The organism is Nitrobacter sp. Nb-311A, from assembly GCF_000152905.1.
Classification (GTDB): domain Bacteria; phylum Pseudomonadota; class Alphaproteobacteria; order Rhizobiales; family Xanthobacteraceae; genus Nitrobacter.
Window position 1 is genome coordinate 353,824 of sequence record NZ_CH672416.1, and the last position, 16,389, is coordinate 370,212.

Sequence of the window (16,389 nt, forward strand, 5' to 3'; positions counted from 1 at the left end):
CAGCGCGTTCAGCCAGGCGCGCTAACCACGGTGATAAGGATGGCCGGCCAGGATGGTCGCGGCCCGGTAGATCTGCTCCAGCAACATGACGCGTACCATCTGATGCGGCCAGGTGGCCGTACCGAACGCAACGCTCAATCTAGCCCTGCGCCGCAATTCTGGCGAAAGTCCGTCCGCTCCCCCGATGACAAAAACAGTGCTCGTTACCGACTCATCCCGCCAGCGGCCAAGATGTGCCGCAAATGCGCCGCTGTCGATACTTTTACCTTTTTCGTCCAGCGCCACCAGAACCATCTTTTCGGGAGTCAACGCAAGTACTGCCGCCGCTTCTTCACGAACGCGCTGCTCAGCATCGCGGGCGCGGCTTTCCACAACTTCATGGACATCAAGGCCGCGAAAGCCGAGCTTGCGCCCGATATCCTCAAAGCGTTCACGATAGCGATCGGCCAGTTCTCGCTCAGGACCCTGCTTAAGACGACCAACGGCAATGACGACCAGTCGCATTGGCGCACGCTGACATGCGATGATTGAATCGCAGCGGCGGACGGTTCAGACCGTCTTCGCCGTCGCCGTATTTTGAATCCACAATCTCTCGAGATTGTAGAATTCACGAACCTCGGGCCTGAATATATGCACGATCACATCGCCGGAGTCGATCAGCACCCAGTCGCAATTGGGCATGCCCTCGATATGAATCTTCTTCACTCCGGTATCCTTGAGGCCCTTGGCCACATTTTCCGCGACTGCCCCGACATGGCGGTTGGACCGGCCAGTGGCGATGACCATGTAGTCCGAAAAAGCCGACTTGCCGCGTAGATCGATGGTAACGATCTCTTCCGCCTTCATATCCTCAAGGCGGGAAAGGATCAGCTTAAGGGTCTGCTCGACATCCGGTTGCGCCTTCGAAGTGACGGCGTCTGCCGAAGTCGTTCGTGCTCTAGGCCTGTCGGTCCCGGCTATCGTTCTCGTCGTCGCCGACGAGCCGGACGGAGCAGATCTGGACAATACAGGTGAGGTCAGGGACCATTCCTTTCGCTGAACCGACGCCGAATCCCGGCGTCCGGTGGATTTATAATAGGCATGTAGGGGCAGAGGTTTCAATATTCCAGTGAGGCGGCGCTTTCATGTTTTTGGCTCCCGTCCATCCATGTTCCGTCCCGGTTCCGCAGCCCGGTCGATGACAACCGAGATTTCATCCCTGTGAGGAAAACCCAGGCAGGCAGGCGGTGCGTGGCCAACCGGTCAGCTCTGGCTTCAGGCAAACGCCACGGCCCAAGCGCCTGCGCAGCCGGCGCCGCAAGAGCCCGGAAACTGTGCGGCGGGCGATCAACCACCGCGATCGGCACCGCGGCGGCAATCCGCCGCCAGTTTTCCCAGCGATGAAACTGCTCCAGGTTATCGGCGCCCATGATCCAGACAAAGCGCACGTTCGCGCACCTGCGTCGCAGATAGGTGATGGTGTCGATGGTGTAGCGCGTTCCGATGACGGCTTCGAGACAGCTGATGTCGATCCGCGGATCACTCGCTACCGCCGACGCCGCGGCGGCGCGTTCGCCGAGAGCGCGGAGCGCCCGCGCATCCTTGAGCGGGTTGGCGGGTGAAACGAGCCACCAGACCCGGTCGAGTTCCAGCCGCTTCAGCGCATACAGGCTGACGGCGCGATGCGCGGCGTGAGGCGGGTTGAACGAGCCGCCAAGCAGGCCGATGCGCATGCCATCGGAATGAAGCGGGATGGCGCGTGAGACGACGGAACGCGACCCCAAATCAATCCCCGCGCCACCCGCAGGATGATCCAATCGCGCTCACGGACGGACCTGCCCGTTACCATGTATGCGATATTTGAAACTCGTCAGTTGCTCGACGCCGACCGGCCCGCGCGCATGGAATTTACCCGTTGCGATGCCGATTTCAGCGCCGAAGCCGAATTCGCCGCCGTCGGCGAATTGCGTCGAGGCATTGTGCAGCACGATCGCTGAATCGACCTCGTTAAGAAACCGGGCGGCTGCTACGGGATCCGCCGTCACGATCGCGTCCGTGTGGTGCGAGCCGTGGCGCTGGATATGATCAATGGCGCCACCGCAACCGTCGACCACACGCGCGGAAATGATCGCCTCCCCATATTCCGTGTCCCAGTCATTATCGGTCGCGGGTTTGACCCGCGGATCGATGCTCTGCACGACGGAATCGCCGCGCACCTCGCAGCCGGCATCGATCAGCGTTTCGATCAGCGGCTTCAGAGCGTCCCGCGCGCCGGCGCGATCGACCAGCAGCGTCTCGGCCGCACCGCAAACGCCGGGACGGCGCATCTTTGAGTTGAGCACGATCGCCTTTGCCATGGCAGGATCGGCAGCGCCATCGACATAGACATGATTGACGCCCTCAAGATGCGCAAACACCGGCACCCGCGCCTCGGCCTCGACGCGCGCGACAAGGCTTTTGCCGCCGCGCGGCACGATCACGTCGATGCCGCCATTCAACCCGCTCAAAAGCAGCCCGACCGCGGCGCGGTCGCGCGTCGGCACCAGCGCGATCGCCGCTTCCGGCAATTGCGCCTCGCGTAGTCCCTGAACCAGACACTCATGAATCGCGCGGCATGAGCGAAAGCTTTCCGAGCCGCCGCGCAGGATCACGGCGTTGCCCGATTTAAGACACAGCGCACCGGCGTCGGCGCAGACATTGGGACGGCTCTCGAAGATCACGGCGACCACCCCGAGCGGCACCCGCACGCGCTCGATGGTCATGCCGTTGGGCCGCTGCCAGCGCTCTGTGACGCGTCCTACCGGATCGTCGATCTCGCGGACGACTTTCACGCCGTCCGCCATCGCCTCCACCCGCGCTTGCGTCAGGGTGAGACGATCGACGAACGCCGCCGTGGCACCGCCGGCGCGTGCATCAGTAACGTCTTCCGCATTCGCCTCGAGAATCGCAGCCGCATTCCTTCGGATCGCGCGCTCCATCGCATCGAGCGCCTCGTTCTTCTGCGCCGTTGAAGCGAGGCTGAGCGCTCGCGCGGCCGCGCGCGCCTGTGTTGCAAGGTCGCCCATCAGGACCGGAAGATCGGCCGAAGCGTCAATCGCCTTCAGGGAAGCAGCCATTGAGGTAACAATCTTTGGTCCCACTCTCTGCCCGTAGCCCTAGCACAGAAATCCGTGGCCAGCGAGGCGTGGGACGGCTTTGCTCGCGCATGACAGCCTGGCTTGATTCAATAGAATCCCGCTCTGCGAGAGCCTTTCCGCTTCTAGAGACTTTCACCGCTTCATGGAAACGGTGAAAGTCTCTATCTTTATGTTTTGACGCGTTTTCTTCATGCGAACCGGCCCCACGTCGCTCGAAAACGCCCTAACCGGCGTCGCCGCGTGGCCCGCCGACCACGAGATCGTCGCGATGGATCATTTCGGCGCGGCCTCGGACACCCAGAAGCTGTGCGGCGTCGGAAGAGGAGCGTCCCTTGATCCTGTCGGCGTCGAGGGCATCGTAGGCGACCAGACCGCGGCCGATTTCATGCAAATCCGGGCCGCGCACGATGACGGCATCGCCCCGCGCGAAACGCCCGTCAATCCGGGTCACGCCTGCCGGGAGTAAACTCTTGCCCGCGCGTAGCGCAGCGACCGCACCGGCATCGATCGTCAGCGTGCCCCTGGGCTCCAGCGAACCGGCGATCCAGCGCTTGCGCGCCGTGACCGGATTTGCCGGCGTCAGAAACCATGTGCAGGGACCTGCATCCATGATGGCCTGTAGTGGATGCTCGATCTTGCCGGAAGCGATCAGCATGTGCGTGCCGGCCGTTGTTGCGATCTTCGCTGCCTCGACCTTGGTCCGCATTCCGCCGCGCGACAGCTCGGACGCAGCGCTACCCGCCATCGCCTCGATGTCCGCGGTGACCCTTTTCACCACCGGAATCAGTTTTGCCTCCGGATTGAGATGAGGCGGCGCGTCATAGAGCCCATCGATATCCGACAACAGGATCAGCAGATCCGCGCTCGCCATGGTGGCGACCCGTGCGGCAAGCCGGTCATTGTCGCCATAGCGGATTTCGTTGGTAGCGACTGTATCATTTTCGTTGATGACCGGGACCGCGCGCCATTCGAGCAGCTTCGCGATGGTCGAGCGCGCATTGAGATAGCGGCGGCGTTCCTCGGTGTCCTGCCATGTCACCAGGATCTGCCCCGCGCCGATGCCGTGATCGCCCAATACTTTCGACCATATCCGGGCCAGCGCGATCTGCCCGACCGCGGCTGCGGCCTGACTCTCCTCCAGTTTCAGCGGGCCGCGAGGCAATTTGAGTTTGCTGCGGCCGAGCGCGACCGCGCCCGACGAGACCACCAACACATCGCAGCCGTCGCCGTGAAGCCCCGCGATATCGGCGGCTAGCGCCGACAGCCATTCCCCGCGCACCTTGCCCGCCGCGGAATCGATCAGCAGGGACGAGCCGACCTTGACGACGATACGACGAAATTTCTTGAGATGCGGGCGGGTCATGGCAATGGACGGTCAATCGAAACGAAAGCGCCGCCTTCATCACATGAAAGCGGCGGCCGGGAAAGCGGAATGCCGATCGGGATCATTCCATCGCAAGATCGGCATCCACTTTTATCCGGAATATGCGCTCGCGGTCGCGCGGCTCAGGGGGACCACGGCTTGGCCCGGGCGACCGGCGTTGTCATCGCCTGCGCAGCCGAAGCATCCGGGCCTTTCGCCTTGTCCGAGACCGGCGCTTGCCCGATGACCTCGACAAGCGCGCGCAGCACCTCCGGCACGCCCTCACCCGTGACGCCCGAGACCAGCAGCGGCGTCTTTTTCGCCGCGCGCTTGAGGCGGTCGCGCTGCTTCCTCAAATCCTCGGCGGTAACCGCATCGATCTTGTTGAGCGCCACGATCTCGATCTTCCCGGCGAGCGCGTCGGCATAGGCTTCCATTTCTCCGCGCACGACCTTGTAGGCACGACCCGCATGATCACAGCCGGCGTCCACCAGATGCAACAGCACGCGGCAGCGCTCGACATGTCCGAGGAAACGATCGCCTAGCCCCACTCCCTCATGCGCGCCCTCGATCAACCCGGGAATATCCGCCAGCACGAACTCGCGGTCCTGCACATTCACGACGCCCAGCTGCGGATGCAGCGTGGTGAAGGGGTAGTCGGCGATCTTGGGCTTCGCCGCGCTCACCTTGGAGAGAAACGTCGACTTGCCTGCATTGGGCAGACCGACCAGACCGGCATCGGCAATCAGCTTCAGCCGCAGCCAGATCCAGCGCTCCTCGCCAGGCTGGCCGGGATTGGCGTGGCGCGGCGCGCGGTTGGTGGACGACTTGAAATGCGCGTTGCCGAACCCGCCATTTCCGCCTTCGGCCAGCACAAGGCGTTCGCCGACCCTGGTGAAGTCATGGATCAGGGTTTCGCGATCCTCATCGATGATCTGGGTGCCGAGCGGAACCTTGAGCACGATGTCCTTGCCGTTGGCGCCGTGGCGGTCCGAGCCCATGCCGTTAGCGCCCTTTGAGGCCTTGAAGTGCTGCTGGTAGCGATAGTCGATCAGGGTGTTAAGGCCGTCGGCGACCTCGACGACGACGTCGCCGCCGCGTCCGCCATTGCCGCCCGAGGGACCTCCGAACTCGATGAACTTCTCGCGGCGAAATGCGACGCAGCCGTTTCCGCCGTCGCCGGAACGGATATAGACCTTGGCTTCATCGAGGAATTTCATAGCTGATTAGGTAAGACAGGCGGACCGGCGAGACAACGGCATGGCATCACGGCCGCTGCCTGAAATCGTGAGCTCCGGCGTTTCGACCGGCATGTCCTCAAGCCTGACCCAGGATTTGGATACCGGTTCGCGTGAGCCTCCCCTTTGCCGGGACGGGACTGCCCGTTCCACAAGGTTGCAGATGTTACCGTTCGCGACGAGCGGCTCTGTTCCAGTGCTTCAGCGACGACCACACGCCGCGGGACAGACGGAAACGATCGATCGGCGTGGACGAACCGAGCGCCCTGATTCGGTGCAGTTCGACGCCGGTCCACTGGAAGCCGCACTTTTCCAGCACGTTGCGTGACGCCGGATTGATCACACGCGCGCCGGAGACCATGTAATCGATATTATACTCCTCGAAGGCGTAGTCGATCACTGCGCGCGCAGCCTCGGTGGCAAAGCCCCGGCCCCAATAATCAACGCCGACCCAATAGCCCAGTTCGGGCGCATCCGGCTCGCTCCAGTCAACGCCGGTTACCCCGACCGGCACATGATTGTGCTCGACCAGAAACACCATCTCGCGGCTATCGCCTGCAACGGCTTCGACGAAGCGAATCGCGTCATCCAGCGTATAGGGATAGGGCAGGCGGCGCGCCATCTCCGCGATGCGGCGATCGTTTGCGAGCGCGGCGATGCCCCTGGCGTCCGCCTGGGTCGGCTTGCGCAGCGTCAACCGCTCGGTCTCGAGCGCGAACAACCGCCGATCGCGCAGCAAGGGCGTGGGGATGGGCATGTCCTGCAACATGGTCGGGCTCCGTGGTGCGAACGCAAGTCCCGTGCGGCGCGAAATAAAAAAGGAGGCCGGTTTCCCGCCTCCCCTGGGAGCCATCGATGCTCCACCGGTTCAACAGGCACCGGCGGATGTGTGTCATCCACCGTCTACTCGGCTGCGGCTTCCGTCATCGGGAGGACCGATATGAAAGTGCGGCCGCCGGTTTTTACGCGAAACGCGACGCGACCCTCGACCTTGGCGAACAGAGTATGGTCCGTGCCCATGCCGACATTAAGGCCGGGGTGCCAGGTGGTGCCACGCTGGCGGGCGATGATGTTGCCGGGGATCACGTGCTCGCCACCGAACGCCTTGATCCCAAGGCGCTTGCCACGCGAATCGCGCCCGTTCCGCGAGGAACCGCCTGCCTTTTTGTGAGCCATCGCCCGTCTCCAAACTCGTCCGAATCTCTAGATCATTTCCGTGACAGAATCATTCATTTTCTCTCACGGAGATTTTTAATTGCTCTTAATCCGCGTCTTTCGCCTTCTTGGCCGCCGCCTTCTTCACCGGCGCCTTGGCAGCAGCCGCCTTCGGCGTCTCGTCGTCACCCTCGCCTACGGCGGGCGCGACGACCTTTTCCTTCTTGGGGCGCGGCCCGATGGTCGGGGCCTTACCGTCAGCCAGGATCTCGGTGACGCGCAAGACGGTGATCTCGTCGCGATAACCACGTTTGCGCTTGGAGTGCTTGCGGCGACGCTTCTTGAACGCGATCACCTTGGGACCGCGCTTATGCTGCAGCACTTCCGCCGCCACCGAGGCGCCCGCGACCGTAGGTGCGCCGAGCACCGGCGTGTCGCCGCCCAGCACCAGAACCTCGCCAAGCTGCACGATCGTTCCGACCTCGCCGGCGATCTTGCCAATCTCAAGGACATCATCCGGAACGACACGATACTGCCGGCCGCCGGTTCTGATGACTGCGAACATCGTTTGATTCCTTCGTGTTCGATCCCGGCCTCGGGGAGTTCCCGGGCCGGCTTTTTGTTCAGTCGCATGGGTTGATATCGTTTCCGCGCGCTCGGAACGAGAGCCTGCCGGCCGCGCAAAAACAAGCGGCGGCGGGAAACACCCTGCGCCGGCTGGCGGCTTTATAGCGGCCCGGCGAAAGGAGTCAAGGCAACCTCAATGCCAGGACTGAACAGCTAGCCATCGCGCCCAGGCAGATCCTATCGTCGCGATCCGGAATGACCTGCCATCAGCGCGCATCATGGCCTCCGCTGACCATGGTCCACCCATCGGTATTGCGGATGAACAGACTGTCTTGCACGCCGGGCGCCGCGAAAAGCTGGCCCAACCGCCCGGTGATCACGGGACTGTTGCTGGTGTGCGCGACCGAGAACAGGCAACGATAGCGGCCCTGGCCAGCGTCCTTGGCGCAACTGATCTTTTTGAACGCGGTGAGCCGCACCCTCATGCCGCCCTTGCCGCCGGTCAGCGTCAGAACTTGCAGGCACTGGATGCCGAGGACCGGATCGTTGCGGTAGCCGCCGGACAGGCATTGCCGCTCAAGGTCGCGAATTGCCTGATTGGCCTGGGTCAGCCGTTGGTGGACCAGCAGAAAGATGTCTTCCGCCGTCGGCTCGCCGGGTTCAGTCAGGGCGCTGCTCTCGCTGAAGTCGATGAGCCGCATTTCGGCGCGCACGACGCCGTCATTGACGGCGGTCTGATAGGCCCGGATCGCACTCGGACCATCGTCGATGACCCGGGCGTCGACGTATTTCAACGCTTCGTTGCGGACGCTGGTCTCCGGATCGCCCGCCGGTTTGACCGCCAGCATCGCTGCCCGGAACGCCTGCTGGACCGCGGTGTCGTCCAACAGAGCGCGCTCGCGGGTCGACACGGCGCGCAACAGACCGTTGCGGTCGGGCGCGAAATGCGTCGCCATCATGCGGGATACCGGTGCGAGTTCGGCCCAGATGCGGCGGATGGCGGCGAGTCCATCGAGCGATTGCGGTGCCGCCTCGGCCTGCGCGGCGGCCTTGACGTAAAGCGGCTGCGCAATGGCATTCGCCTTCGGCGCGGCTTGCCGCACGAGGACTTGCTGCCGATCTTGCGGCAGCGACGACTTCTCGAGCGTGCCGAGCAAGTCCGACAGCTTCCTCAATGTTGCGAGATTATCGTCGGCGGCGATCAGCGACTTCAGATCCTCGTTGAAAACGCTTTCGAGCACTTGATTGCCCTTGGTCTTGAGCCTGTCCTCGAAAGCAGCTTTGCGCGCCGGCGCGACGTCATTGTAGCGGCTCGCCGCCTCCTTGCGGATCGCGGCGATGCGTTCCAGCGCCGGCCGCTCCAGCGGCAGCTGGTCAACGGTCTGGGCTATGTCATCGAACCACTTGCCCGCTTCGGCGCGGTTGGACAACAGCGACGCCATGTCGATGAAGTGGCGCTCACTCAAGAACGGATTCGTAACCGCCAGATTGTTGAGCGTCTGGATTTTCGTGGCGCGGATGCAATGGGCCTGCATCAACTTCCAGATCGAGCGCCGTTGCATCTCCTGCAGGTCCGCAAATGGCCGGCCGAACACCGGCACGAATGCTTTATCGGCGAAGGCATCCATGATCGTGCGCGTGCCGGCATCGATGCTCATGCGATTGAGGTCGGCGCCGGCGACGAATGGCGCGATCCAGTTTCCCAATACCGTGCATTGATCTTCGCGCGAATGCGCGGCGGCAAGCAGCCCACCGATGCCGTCCGCCAGCTTGACCGGCGGCGTTCGCCCCGCGTCGAGTTGTCTCTGCAATGTTCGATCGGCCCGCGTCAGCAGCATTTCGTTACGCGGCTTGCGCGACGAAATCTGTGCATCGTCCCCGGGCGCTTGCCAGATATCCCGCGTGCTCCCCACCGGCACAAGAGCCAGGCCGTCACCGACGGTCGATAACGTGAAAGCGCGCGCCTGCGACAGCACATGGCGACGCGGACCAATGCCTTCAGGCCGGAATAGCCCGGTCGCCTCACGGGTTCCGGCCACGACAAGAATAGTCCGATGATCGTTGACGTGCAGCGGCGCCAGCACGCGCCGGAGCCGGTCGCGAGCGGCAGGCGGCTGATCGTTGGGCGTGGAGGCGATCAATTCGGCGAAGGGCATCGAGCCATCATCGCTAACCGACATCGTCAGGTCGGTATGACCTCGGCCGGCATAAGTCCAGACGCCAGCCATGTTGGCGTTGAACGCGACAAGCTTGCCGGCGCCGTGCCGTTCAAGCTTGATCTGCTGACAACCGGATGCCATCACATTGCCGGTCAGTTGTTTGCCCGATGGATCGAGCAGCGCGTCGTCAACCTTGAAAGAGAACCGCGGATATCCCTCGACCACCAGACCGGGGTCAAATTTCACCCGGCTACCGTCCACATGGCCGGTGGTCACGATGATCTGTTCGGCGGTCTCGGCACCGCCGTGGCGCGCCTTGTTCAATACTTCAAATCGAAATATCGCGGCCAGTTGATCGCCGTCCTGGACGATGTCGGCCCGCGCGTCGCGCGTCTCGGTTTCGCGCCGCTTCGCCGTGCAGGTCATGGTGCCGCGCCATTGTCCCTGAAGCTTGCCGCCGCCGGGCGGCTGCGGTTTGGTGACAGGCGCATTCGCCGCATCGGCGTTACCCGATGACGCCGCCGCAGCGTTGCGCGTGGCGGTGAAATTGTCGCCGATGCCGCCGCAACCCGGCATGGCGCCTTCGATCATCAGGCCATTGTCGCGCAACCTCCCGACCAGTCCGAGCGCGGCGTAGCCGGTAGGACGTTCGATCCAGTCGCGCGGCACGAAAGTGAACGCGCCCTTGGCATCTATGCTGCCGCTGACCTTGTACGCGCCGCCCTTGTCACGCGCATTCGGCGCAGCGAAACGAAAAGTGCCTTCAAATTTGGTGTTCGACTGCTGCAGGTCAAGCGTGAAGGCGATGTTGCGGTTCGCCCCGCATGAATAACGGCCTTGCCAGATGCCGGCGAGATCAGCGGCAAGAGCTGAGCCGGCAAATCCGAATGTGCAGGCAGCTACGAGCAAACAGCTCCGGTAAGGAAATTCCACAATGAGATGCCCCTGGCAGGTCGGTCGAATGTTTCCACGACACGACGCGGCATGAAAAACTGGGTCTTCTGAAAACGCTTTGCAGTCTGCATCGAACGTAAGCATTAAACCTTATCGCGGCGCCGGATGGCGGCATCGCGAGCGTAACCGGGGATCGTCCAGCCGGTCATACAAAACAACCGGCGCGGGCGCGGGGCGCGCGGGGGTGCTCCGCGCCGGTTGCGGCACTTATAGCCGCCGGGACCGCGAGTCAAGGAAACGGATTGTATGTCAAGCGAATGCCCCGCGGCTTTCCGAGCTTGACGAGCGCTGCCGCCTTCGGCGGGCCGCCCGGCATTGGTCATGAAACCAATGAGTTCCCTCGCCGTTGTTGCAGGCGGGATCACGCGGGCAAGGGGCTCCATGCAACATGGCGGAAGACACTCCGACGACTTCGGGCATCGGCAAGCACGGCGTTCTCCGGCTGCCTTCGGTGGATGTCGACAGCTACAACATCGAACTGAAGGACGATGACGGCTTTCTCGGCGACCGCGCCTGCAGGGGCGCCTTCCGGAAAATCCTCGACGATTTGCGCAAGCCGCTGAAGAAAAACGGCGACGACCCGCTCGGCAAAACTCCGTCCGAGGAGATTGGCAAGGGACCGCTCGACAAGGCGCTGATCGGCGAGGACATCGAGGCTGCGGCATTGGTGCACGGCGCGATCGAGGAATTCGCGCAGGAGCTGGCTTATGTGACCGGCCGTTTTCTCAAAACCAAAGCTTGGGCCGACACCGAATGCATCGTCGTCGGCGGCGGCTTCCGCAAGAGTCGGGTGGGCGAGATCGCGATCGCCCGCACCGACCTGTTGCTGAAAAGCGAGGGCCACAAAGTGCACCTGATCCCGATTCGCTTCGATCCCGACGAGGCCGGGCTGATCGGCTGTCTGCATCTGGCGCCGTCGTGGATATTCGAGGCGTTCGACAGCATTCTGGCGGTCGATATCGGCGGCACCAATATCCGTTGCGGCGTCATCGAGACCAAATGCAAGAAAGCTGCCGATCTCTCCAAGGCGGCTGTGTGGAAGTCTGATCTGTGGCGTCATGCCGACGATGAGCCAACCCGAGAGGGCGCGGTGAAGAAACTCGCGAAAATGCTAAAGGATCTCATTTCGCAGGCGGAAAAGCAGGGACTGAAGCTCGCGCCGTTCATCGGCATTTCCTGTCCAGGCGTGATCCAGGAGGACGGATCGATCGAGAAGGGCGCGCAGAACCTTCCCGGCAATTGGGAGAGCAGCAGATTCAACCTGCCGGCGTTACTGATCGGGGCCATCCCCCAGATCGGCGGTCACGACACCACCGTGCTCATGCACAATGACGGCGTGGCGCAGGGCCTGAGCGAAATGCCCTACATGCAAGACATCAGCCGCTGGGGCGTATTGACCATCGGTACCGGCCTTGGCAACGCGCGCTTCACCAACCGCAGGAAAGAGAACAAGAAAGAGAAGAAGCCAGAGAACGGAAAGGACAAGGATAAGAAAGACAGGACAGCCAAGGACTGAGTTCCTTTCACAACAAAGTAACCTTGATTGGTGAGGTTAAAATCGGGATCGCGTTGCCGGTTTCATAAAGACCGCTACGGTCGGATGGTCGCGCAGGTGGTCCGCGAAGCCGCACTTCCGACCACGATTTTAATGACGCGGCACGGGACCGTCGGTTATTATCGCGTCCGGCGGTCCCACTCTTGTCGAGAATTAAGACGCTGGTGACGCCCGATTCGGCCCGGCCGGAGCCCGTTGTCGCGAGTCCAGAGCCTTCCCGCTCTGGATAGAGCTCCATGATTTTGATTTGATGCGTTTTCTTCACGCGAACCGGTATCCATCCTCGGGTCAGCCCGAGGACATGCTTCGCTCGAAACGCGATAGTTGCCGGTTCGCTTTTGCATTTGACCGCGCGGCAATGTATCAATGCGCGCGTTTTTTCGCGCGAACCTGTTTCCGCTTCGCATGAAAACGCGCTAAACGCGACCCCGCCCGCCCGGCGGCCCCTTTGGAGAGGTGGCAGAGTGGTCGAATGCACCGCACTCGAAATGCGGCATAGGTGCAAGCCTATCGGGGGTTCGAATCCCTCCCTCTCCGCCACCGGCACAAAGTATCCAATGAAATCAACAGGTCATTGATCGCCATAGGCTTTTTTCCGCCCGACTGGTACACACGGGTGGTACACAATGGCCCTTTCGATGAGTCGTCCCTGGAAGCATCCCGACAGCGGTTTTTATTGGTTCCGAAAGCGAGTTCCAAAGGATCTTCGCAACCTCGTCGGAAAGAACGAGTTGCGCTTCACTCTGGGCACGCGAGACCCGAGCGAAGCAAAGCGGCTCCTTGCCATCAAGCTCGTTGAAATTGAGGAGCGCTGGTCGAATTTGCGGCGGGGAGAGCGCCCGCTTTCCCCGGACGAGATTGCTCGAGAAGCGGCAGCGATAGGCGAGCGATTTCGGCGGCAGCTCGAAGCCGCCCCGTACGAACCGGTGGACTGGGACCTCAATATTGGCGCCACCTTATGGAAAGAACCGACGCCTGCCGAATTTGTCGCACAGCTATTTGACCCAACAGCTGCCCAGACCATGAAGGACAAACAGCAGTCGCGTCAGCGAAAGCTCTGCTATTACGTTGTCGACCTGCATCTCACCGCAAAGGAGCTGTTCCTTCAACATGACGATCGCGAAAAGGTGGCCCGAGCCGCCACTATCGAGCTGCAGCGTGCAGTCCAAGCACACCAAAACTATCTACTGGGCAAAGCTGAAGCCCAGCCACATGCTGGCATGTCCACAACTTTTCGGCAGGCTGTAGCACCCCTAACGTTCGAAGCGATCATCCAAGGATGGCTCATCGAAAAGAAACCAAACCAAAAGACCGAATACACATGGCGCAGGGTCATGAAGGAGCTCTCGGGATTCCTTGGCCATGATGATGCACGCCGTGTTCGTGCAGAGAATCTTGTGGAGTGGAAAGCAGACCTCCTTTCAAAGGATCTGAAGGCCAAGACCATTCGCGACAGTAAACTTGCACCGGTGCGAGCCATTTTCCAATGGGCCGTGGATAATCGAAAGCTCGATACCAATCCTGCTGCCCGCGTTAACATCGATCTCAAAGCACGTCCGTCAGAGAAGAGACGAGGTTACACGGACGATGAGGCCAGGATCATCTTGAGCGCTGCGCACACTGAGAGGGAAGCGCACAAGCGCTGGGTGCCTTGGGTTTGTGCCTATACGGGCGCGCGGATTGCAGAAATCTGTCAGCTTCGCGCGGAAGACATCAAGCAGATTGACGGCATCTGGTGCATTGCTTTCACAGGCGAAGCCGGCTCACTGAAGAACGTGAATTCGGAGCGCGTGGTGCCGGTGCATTCGGCCTTGAAAACGGAAGGCTTTCTGAAGTTTGTGGCTTCCGCTCGCAAGGGCCCCTTGTTCGACGAACTGTCCCCGGATCGATTTGGTAGCCGCGGTGGCACCGGTACCAAGATCCTCAGCAGATGGATCAGGTCGCTCGGTGTGACGGATACCCGAATTTCGCCAAACCATTCATGGCGGCATCGCATCAAAACGCTAGGTCGGCGTTATGGGCTTGCGGTTGATATTCTCGACGCAATGACCGGTCACGGTCGTAAGACGGTGGCAGACACCTACGGTGAGTTTCCGCCAGCCGCGATGTTGCGGGAGCTTTCGAAAATTCCGCCAGTCAAGCTGTAAGGTTTAGCGATCAAATCATCCGCACCACGAAACCGCCCATAATAGCCTGCATCATAGCCTGCATCCATAATTTTCAGAGAGTTAGGTCGTGGAATAACTCGATGAGCAAATGGGCAGAGAACGTTGAGTGCCGCGATATGCATTGCAACTGTCTTTCGACCTGCCGGACAGACTCCCGCCCGAAATCGCCAGCCAGATCTCTGCCTCTGGTCGGGCCTCATCCCGCTCCGAAATCCGGAATGATGAGATTCTCTGGTGGCCGCGCAACGATCACAGAGATGTTGTCTCTCGCGCCGACGGCGAAAACCTTGGCCACGAGATCGCGCACAGCTCGGATGGGATCGTTGGCCACACTCAGAGCATGCCTAATGTCCCGGTCGTCTACCATGTCGGTGAGTCCGTCGCTGCATAGCAGAAGGGTTTCGTCAGTTCCGTGCGGCGCATCGATTTTGGTGTGGGGCTCGATGGCAACGGGAAACGAGGAGCCACCGAGCGCCTGGGTGATGGCATGCGACCGGCGGTTGCCCGAGCGGTTGATCCCATCATCGGCGACATCGTCGTGGCTAAGCTGGATGAGCCGGCCGGCGCTGAACAGGTAGCTGCGGCTGTCGCCGACGTTGAAGGTGAGCAGCGCTGTGGGGGTGAGGAACGCCCCAACCAGCGTGGTCCCCATACCAAGCGCCGCCTCCTGCTGCTCCATCAGCGTGTACAGATGCTGATTGGCATCTTCGATCACTTCCGAACACGTTTCCGGATTTGAGAGCCGGTCGGCGGCTGCAACCAGATAATCGAGCACTGCACGGCTGGCCAGCGCGCCTTGCGCGTGGCCGCCCATGCCGTCCGCGACCATCAGGAGACAGCCATCGCCGGGTGCCGTCATGGCGACGGGCGTGCTCATGTCGCCCGTCAGCACGCGAGAGCCGACAGAGATGGCGTCCTCGTTTGCCGGCCGCATGCGACCGCGATGGGTGAAGGCAGCGATGGTCCAGCCCGTCATGCGCAGACCTCCCACGCTTTCGGAAAGGAGAGACCTCCGTACAGGAATAGCTCAGGCGGTTGCGATACGGCCATAAGCGCAGCGCTTGAATTACGTTGTAGCGTCGCCCAACAGCCTGGCCTTCAGGTCGTCGAATTCGCCTTGAGAGATCGCCCCTCTGGTCAAAAGGCCATGAAGGCGCTCCAGCTCCTGAGCGATGGACGATTGTGGCAGCGGTGGAGGCTCGACGACATGAACCTTTTTCACGTCGTTGACAAAGAGGTTGAGACCGGATTCCCCGCCACTACTCGTCGACCCCACGCGCTGAGCTGCCCGCATCGCCCAGACCAACGCGATCCCCCAACCGATGATGGTGCCGCCGAAGGCGACGTTGATGACAAGGATGATCCAGCGGTTCGGATGATCGCGCCGGAATGCTACGATGCTCGGGATGATGTAGATGATGCCGGCGAAGAGGAATACGATGCCTAGGAAGATTAGGTCGCCGGCATGAGAATCGGGCTGCATGTTACAATACTCGCAGAATGATTGAGGCGATGAACGACGCTATCCAGACGTATCCATAGGTCGGCGTCTGGCACAGCCGTTGTGCGCGCATGAAGAGATAGGCCGGGGCTAACAAAAGCGCGAAGAACGTCATCCATCCGGAACTGTAGCCGGCGCGCTTGAGTTGCGCCGCGTCGGTCAGGCACAGCGTCGCATTCACCAGAAGCGGAACGAGCCAGGTGAGCGGCGACAGGAAAGCCAGATACGGCGGATCGTAGACGGGAGTGCCGTCCAGGAACTGAATGATATGAGTGAGTTGATAATGCAGGATGGCGGCATCCACGAACACATACGCGATCGGCGCGACGGCGAGCGCCCACACCAAACCATTGTTCAGGTGGCTTGAAGCAATAGGCGGCGGGGTATTCTTGAGCTGCGTACCGAGGTCTGTGGTGCGCAATGGCTGCCAGTCGGCCAACCCTTTGCGCCAGATCGGGGTCTCACCGTCGATCGTCCGTGCGGCCAGGAGTTTGTGGAGTTCGTCGGCCGGGAAAGGCCCTTTGCGCTGTCCGCCTTGGGTATAGAACCACCCCTCACCGTCTGTCGTGCTGTGGTCAGTCAATATATCTCTCCGTTATGATCCGGTCCGCGT

General features: G+C 61.6%; 15 protein-coding genes and 1 tRNA gene. 3 read left to right on the forward strand and 13 right to left on the reverse strand.

Annotation, left to right across the window (positions count from 1 at the left end):
* Positions 1-21: 21 nt before the first annotated feature.
* From rlmH to NB311A_RS10760, 10 genes are all read right to left on the reverse strand, one after another.
* Positions 22-504, reverse strand: coding sequence for a 23S rRNA (pseudouridine(1915)-N(3))-methyltransferase RlmH (gene rlmH, locus NB311A_RS10715; protein ID WP_040674729.1), 483 nt, complete (start codon positions 502-504; stop codon positions 22-24).
* 45 nt (positions 505-549) lie between these two features.
* A complete protein-coding gene (gene rsfS, locus NB311A_RS10720) occupies positions 550-960 on the reverse strand; it encodes a ribosome silencing factor (RefSeq protein ID WP_086008706.1) in 411 nt (136 codons plus the stop codon).
* 137 nt (positions 961-1,097) lie between these two features.
* The gene (locus tag NB311A_RS10725) at positions 1,098-1,763 is read right to left on the reverse strand and encodes a nicotinate-nucleotide adenylyltransferase (protein WP_040674732.1); all 666 of its coding nucleotides are present in this window, start codon (positions 1,761-1,763) and stop codon (positions 1,098-1,100) included.
* 39 nt (positions 1,764-1,802) lie between these two features.
* Positions 1,803-3,095, reverse strand: a complete 1,293-nt coding sequence (locus tag NB311A_RS10730) for a glutamate-5-semialdehyde dehydrogenase (RefSeq protein WP_009798563.1) — start codon at positions 3,093-3,095, stop codon at positions 1,803-1,805.
* Positions 3,096-3,339: 244 nt separating this feature from the next.
* Positions 3,340-4,479 carry a glutamate 5-kinase gene (gene proB / locus NB311A_RS10735; protein WP_009798564.1) on the reverse strand — a complete coding sequence of 380 codons (1,140 nt, stop codon included), beginning with the start codon at positions 4,477-4,479 and terminating at the stop codon, positions 3,340-3,342.
* A gap of 143 nt (positions 4,480-4,622) precedes the next feature.
* On the reverse strand, positions 4,623-5,699 hold the full coding sequence (gene obgE, locus NB311A_RS10740) for a GTPase ObgE (RefSeq protein ID WP_009798565.1): 1,077 nt from the start codon (positions 5,697-5,699) through the stop codon (positions 4,623-4,625).
* 184 nt (positions 5,700-5,883) lie between these two features.
* Positions 5,884-6,486, reverse strand: coding sequence for a GNAT family N-acetyltransferase (locus NB311A_RS10745; protein WP_009798566.1), 603 nt, complete (start codon positions 6,484-6,486; stop codon positions 5,884-5,886).
* Between the two features lie 134 nt (positions 6,487-6,620).
* The gene (gene rpmA / locus NB311A_RS10750) at positions 6,621-6,893 is read right to left on the reverse strand and encodes a 50S ribosomal protein L27 (RefSeq protein ID WP_009798567.1); all 273 of its coding nucleotides are present in this window, start codon (positions 6,891-6,893) and stop codon (positions 6,621-6,623) included.
* A gap of 85 nt (positions 6,894-6,978) precedes the next feature.
* A complete protein-coding gene (rplU, locus tag NB311A_RS10755; protein ID WP_009798568.1) occupies positions 6,979-7,437 on the reverse strand; it encodes a 50S ribosomal protein L21 in 459 nt (152 codons plus the stop codon).
* A 268-nt stretch (positions 7,438-7,705) separates the two neighbouring features.
* Entirely contained in the window at positions 7,706-10,507 is a 2,802-nt protein-coding gene (locus NB311A_RS10760; protein ID WP_040674735.1) for a hypothetical protein, read from the reverse strand.
* A 433-nt stretch (positions 10,508-10,940) separates the two neighbouring features.
* On the opposite strand from NB311A_RS10760, the gene NB311A_RS10765 reads away from it, so the two are divergent.
* The 3 genes from NB311A_RS10765 (at position 10,941) to NB311A_RS10775 (ending at position 14,254) form a co-directional block, all read left to right on the forward strand.
* The gene (locus tag NB311A_RS10765; RefSeq protein ID WP_009798571.1) at positions 10,941-12,068 is read left to right on the forward strand and encodes an ROK family protein; all 1,128 of its coding nucleotides are present in this window, start codon (positions 10,941-10,943) and stop codon (positions 12,066-12,068) included.
* A 489-nt stretch (positions 12,069-12,557) separates the two neighbouring features.
* Positions 12,558-12,647, forward strand: a tRNA-Ser gene (locus tag NB311A_RS10770).
* A gap of 86 nt (positions 12,648-12,733) precedes the next feature.
* Entirely contained in the window at positions 12,734-14,254 is a 1,521-nt protein-coding gene (locus NB311A_RS10775; RefSeq protein WP_009798572.1) for a DUF6538 domain-containing protein, read from the forward strand.
* Between the two features lie 217 nt (positions 14,255-14,471).
* On the opposite strand, the gene NB311A_RS19735 is transcribed toward NB311A_RS10775, so the two are convergent.
* The 3 genes from NB311A_RS19735 to NB311A_RS10790 form a co-directional block, all read right to left on the reverse strand.
* Positions 14,472-15,251 carry a PP2C family serine/threonine-protein phosphatase gene (locus NB311A_RS19735; RefSeq protein ID WP_009798573.1) on the reverse strand — a complete coding sequence of 260 codons (780 nt, stop codon included), beginning with the start codon at positions 15,249-15,251 and terminating at the stop codon, positions 14,472-14,474.
* Positions 15,252-15,341: 90 nt separating this feature from the next.
* Entirely contained in the window at positions 15,342-15,758 is a 417-nt protein-coding gene (locus NB311A_RS19740; protein ID WP_009798574.1) for a superinfection immunity protein, read from the reverse strand.
* A gap of 1 nt (position 15,759) precedes the next feature.
* On the reverse strand, positions 15,760-16,359 hold the full coding sequence (locus tag NB311A_RS10790; RefSeq protein ID WP_009798575.1) for a DUF4339 domain-containing protein: 600 nt from the start codon (positions 16,357-16,359) through the stop codon (positions 15,760-15,762).
* Between the last annotated feature and the right edge of the window lie 30 nt (positions 16,360-16,389).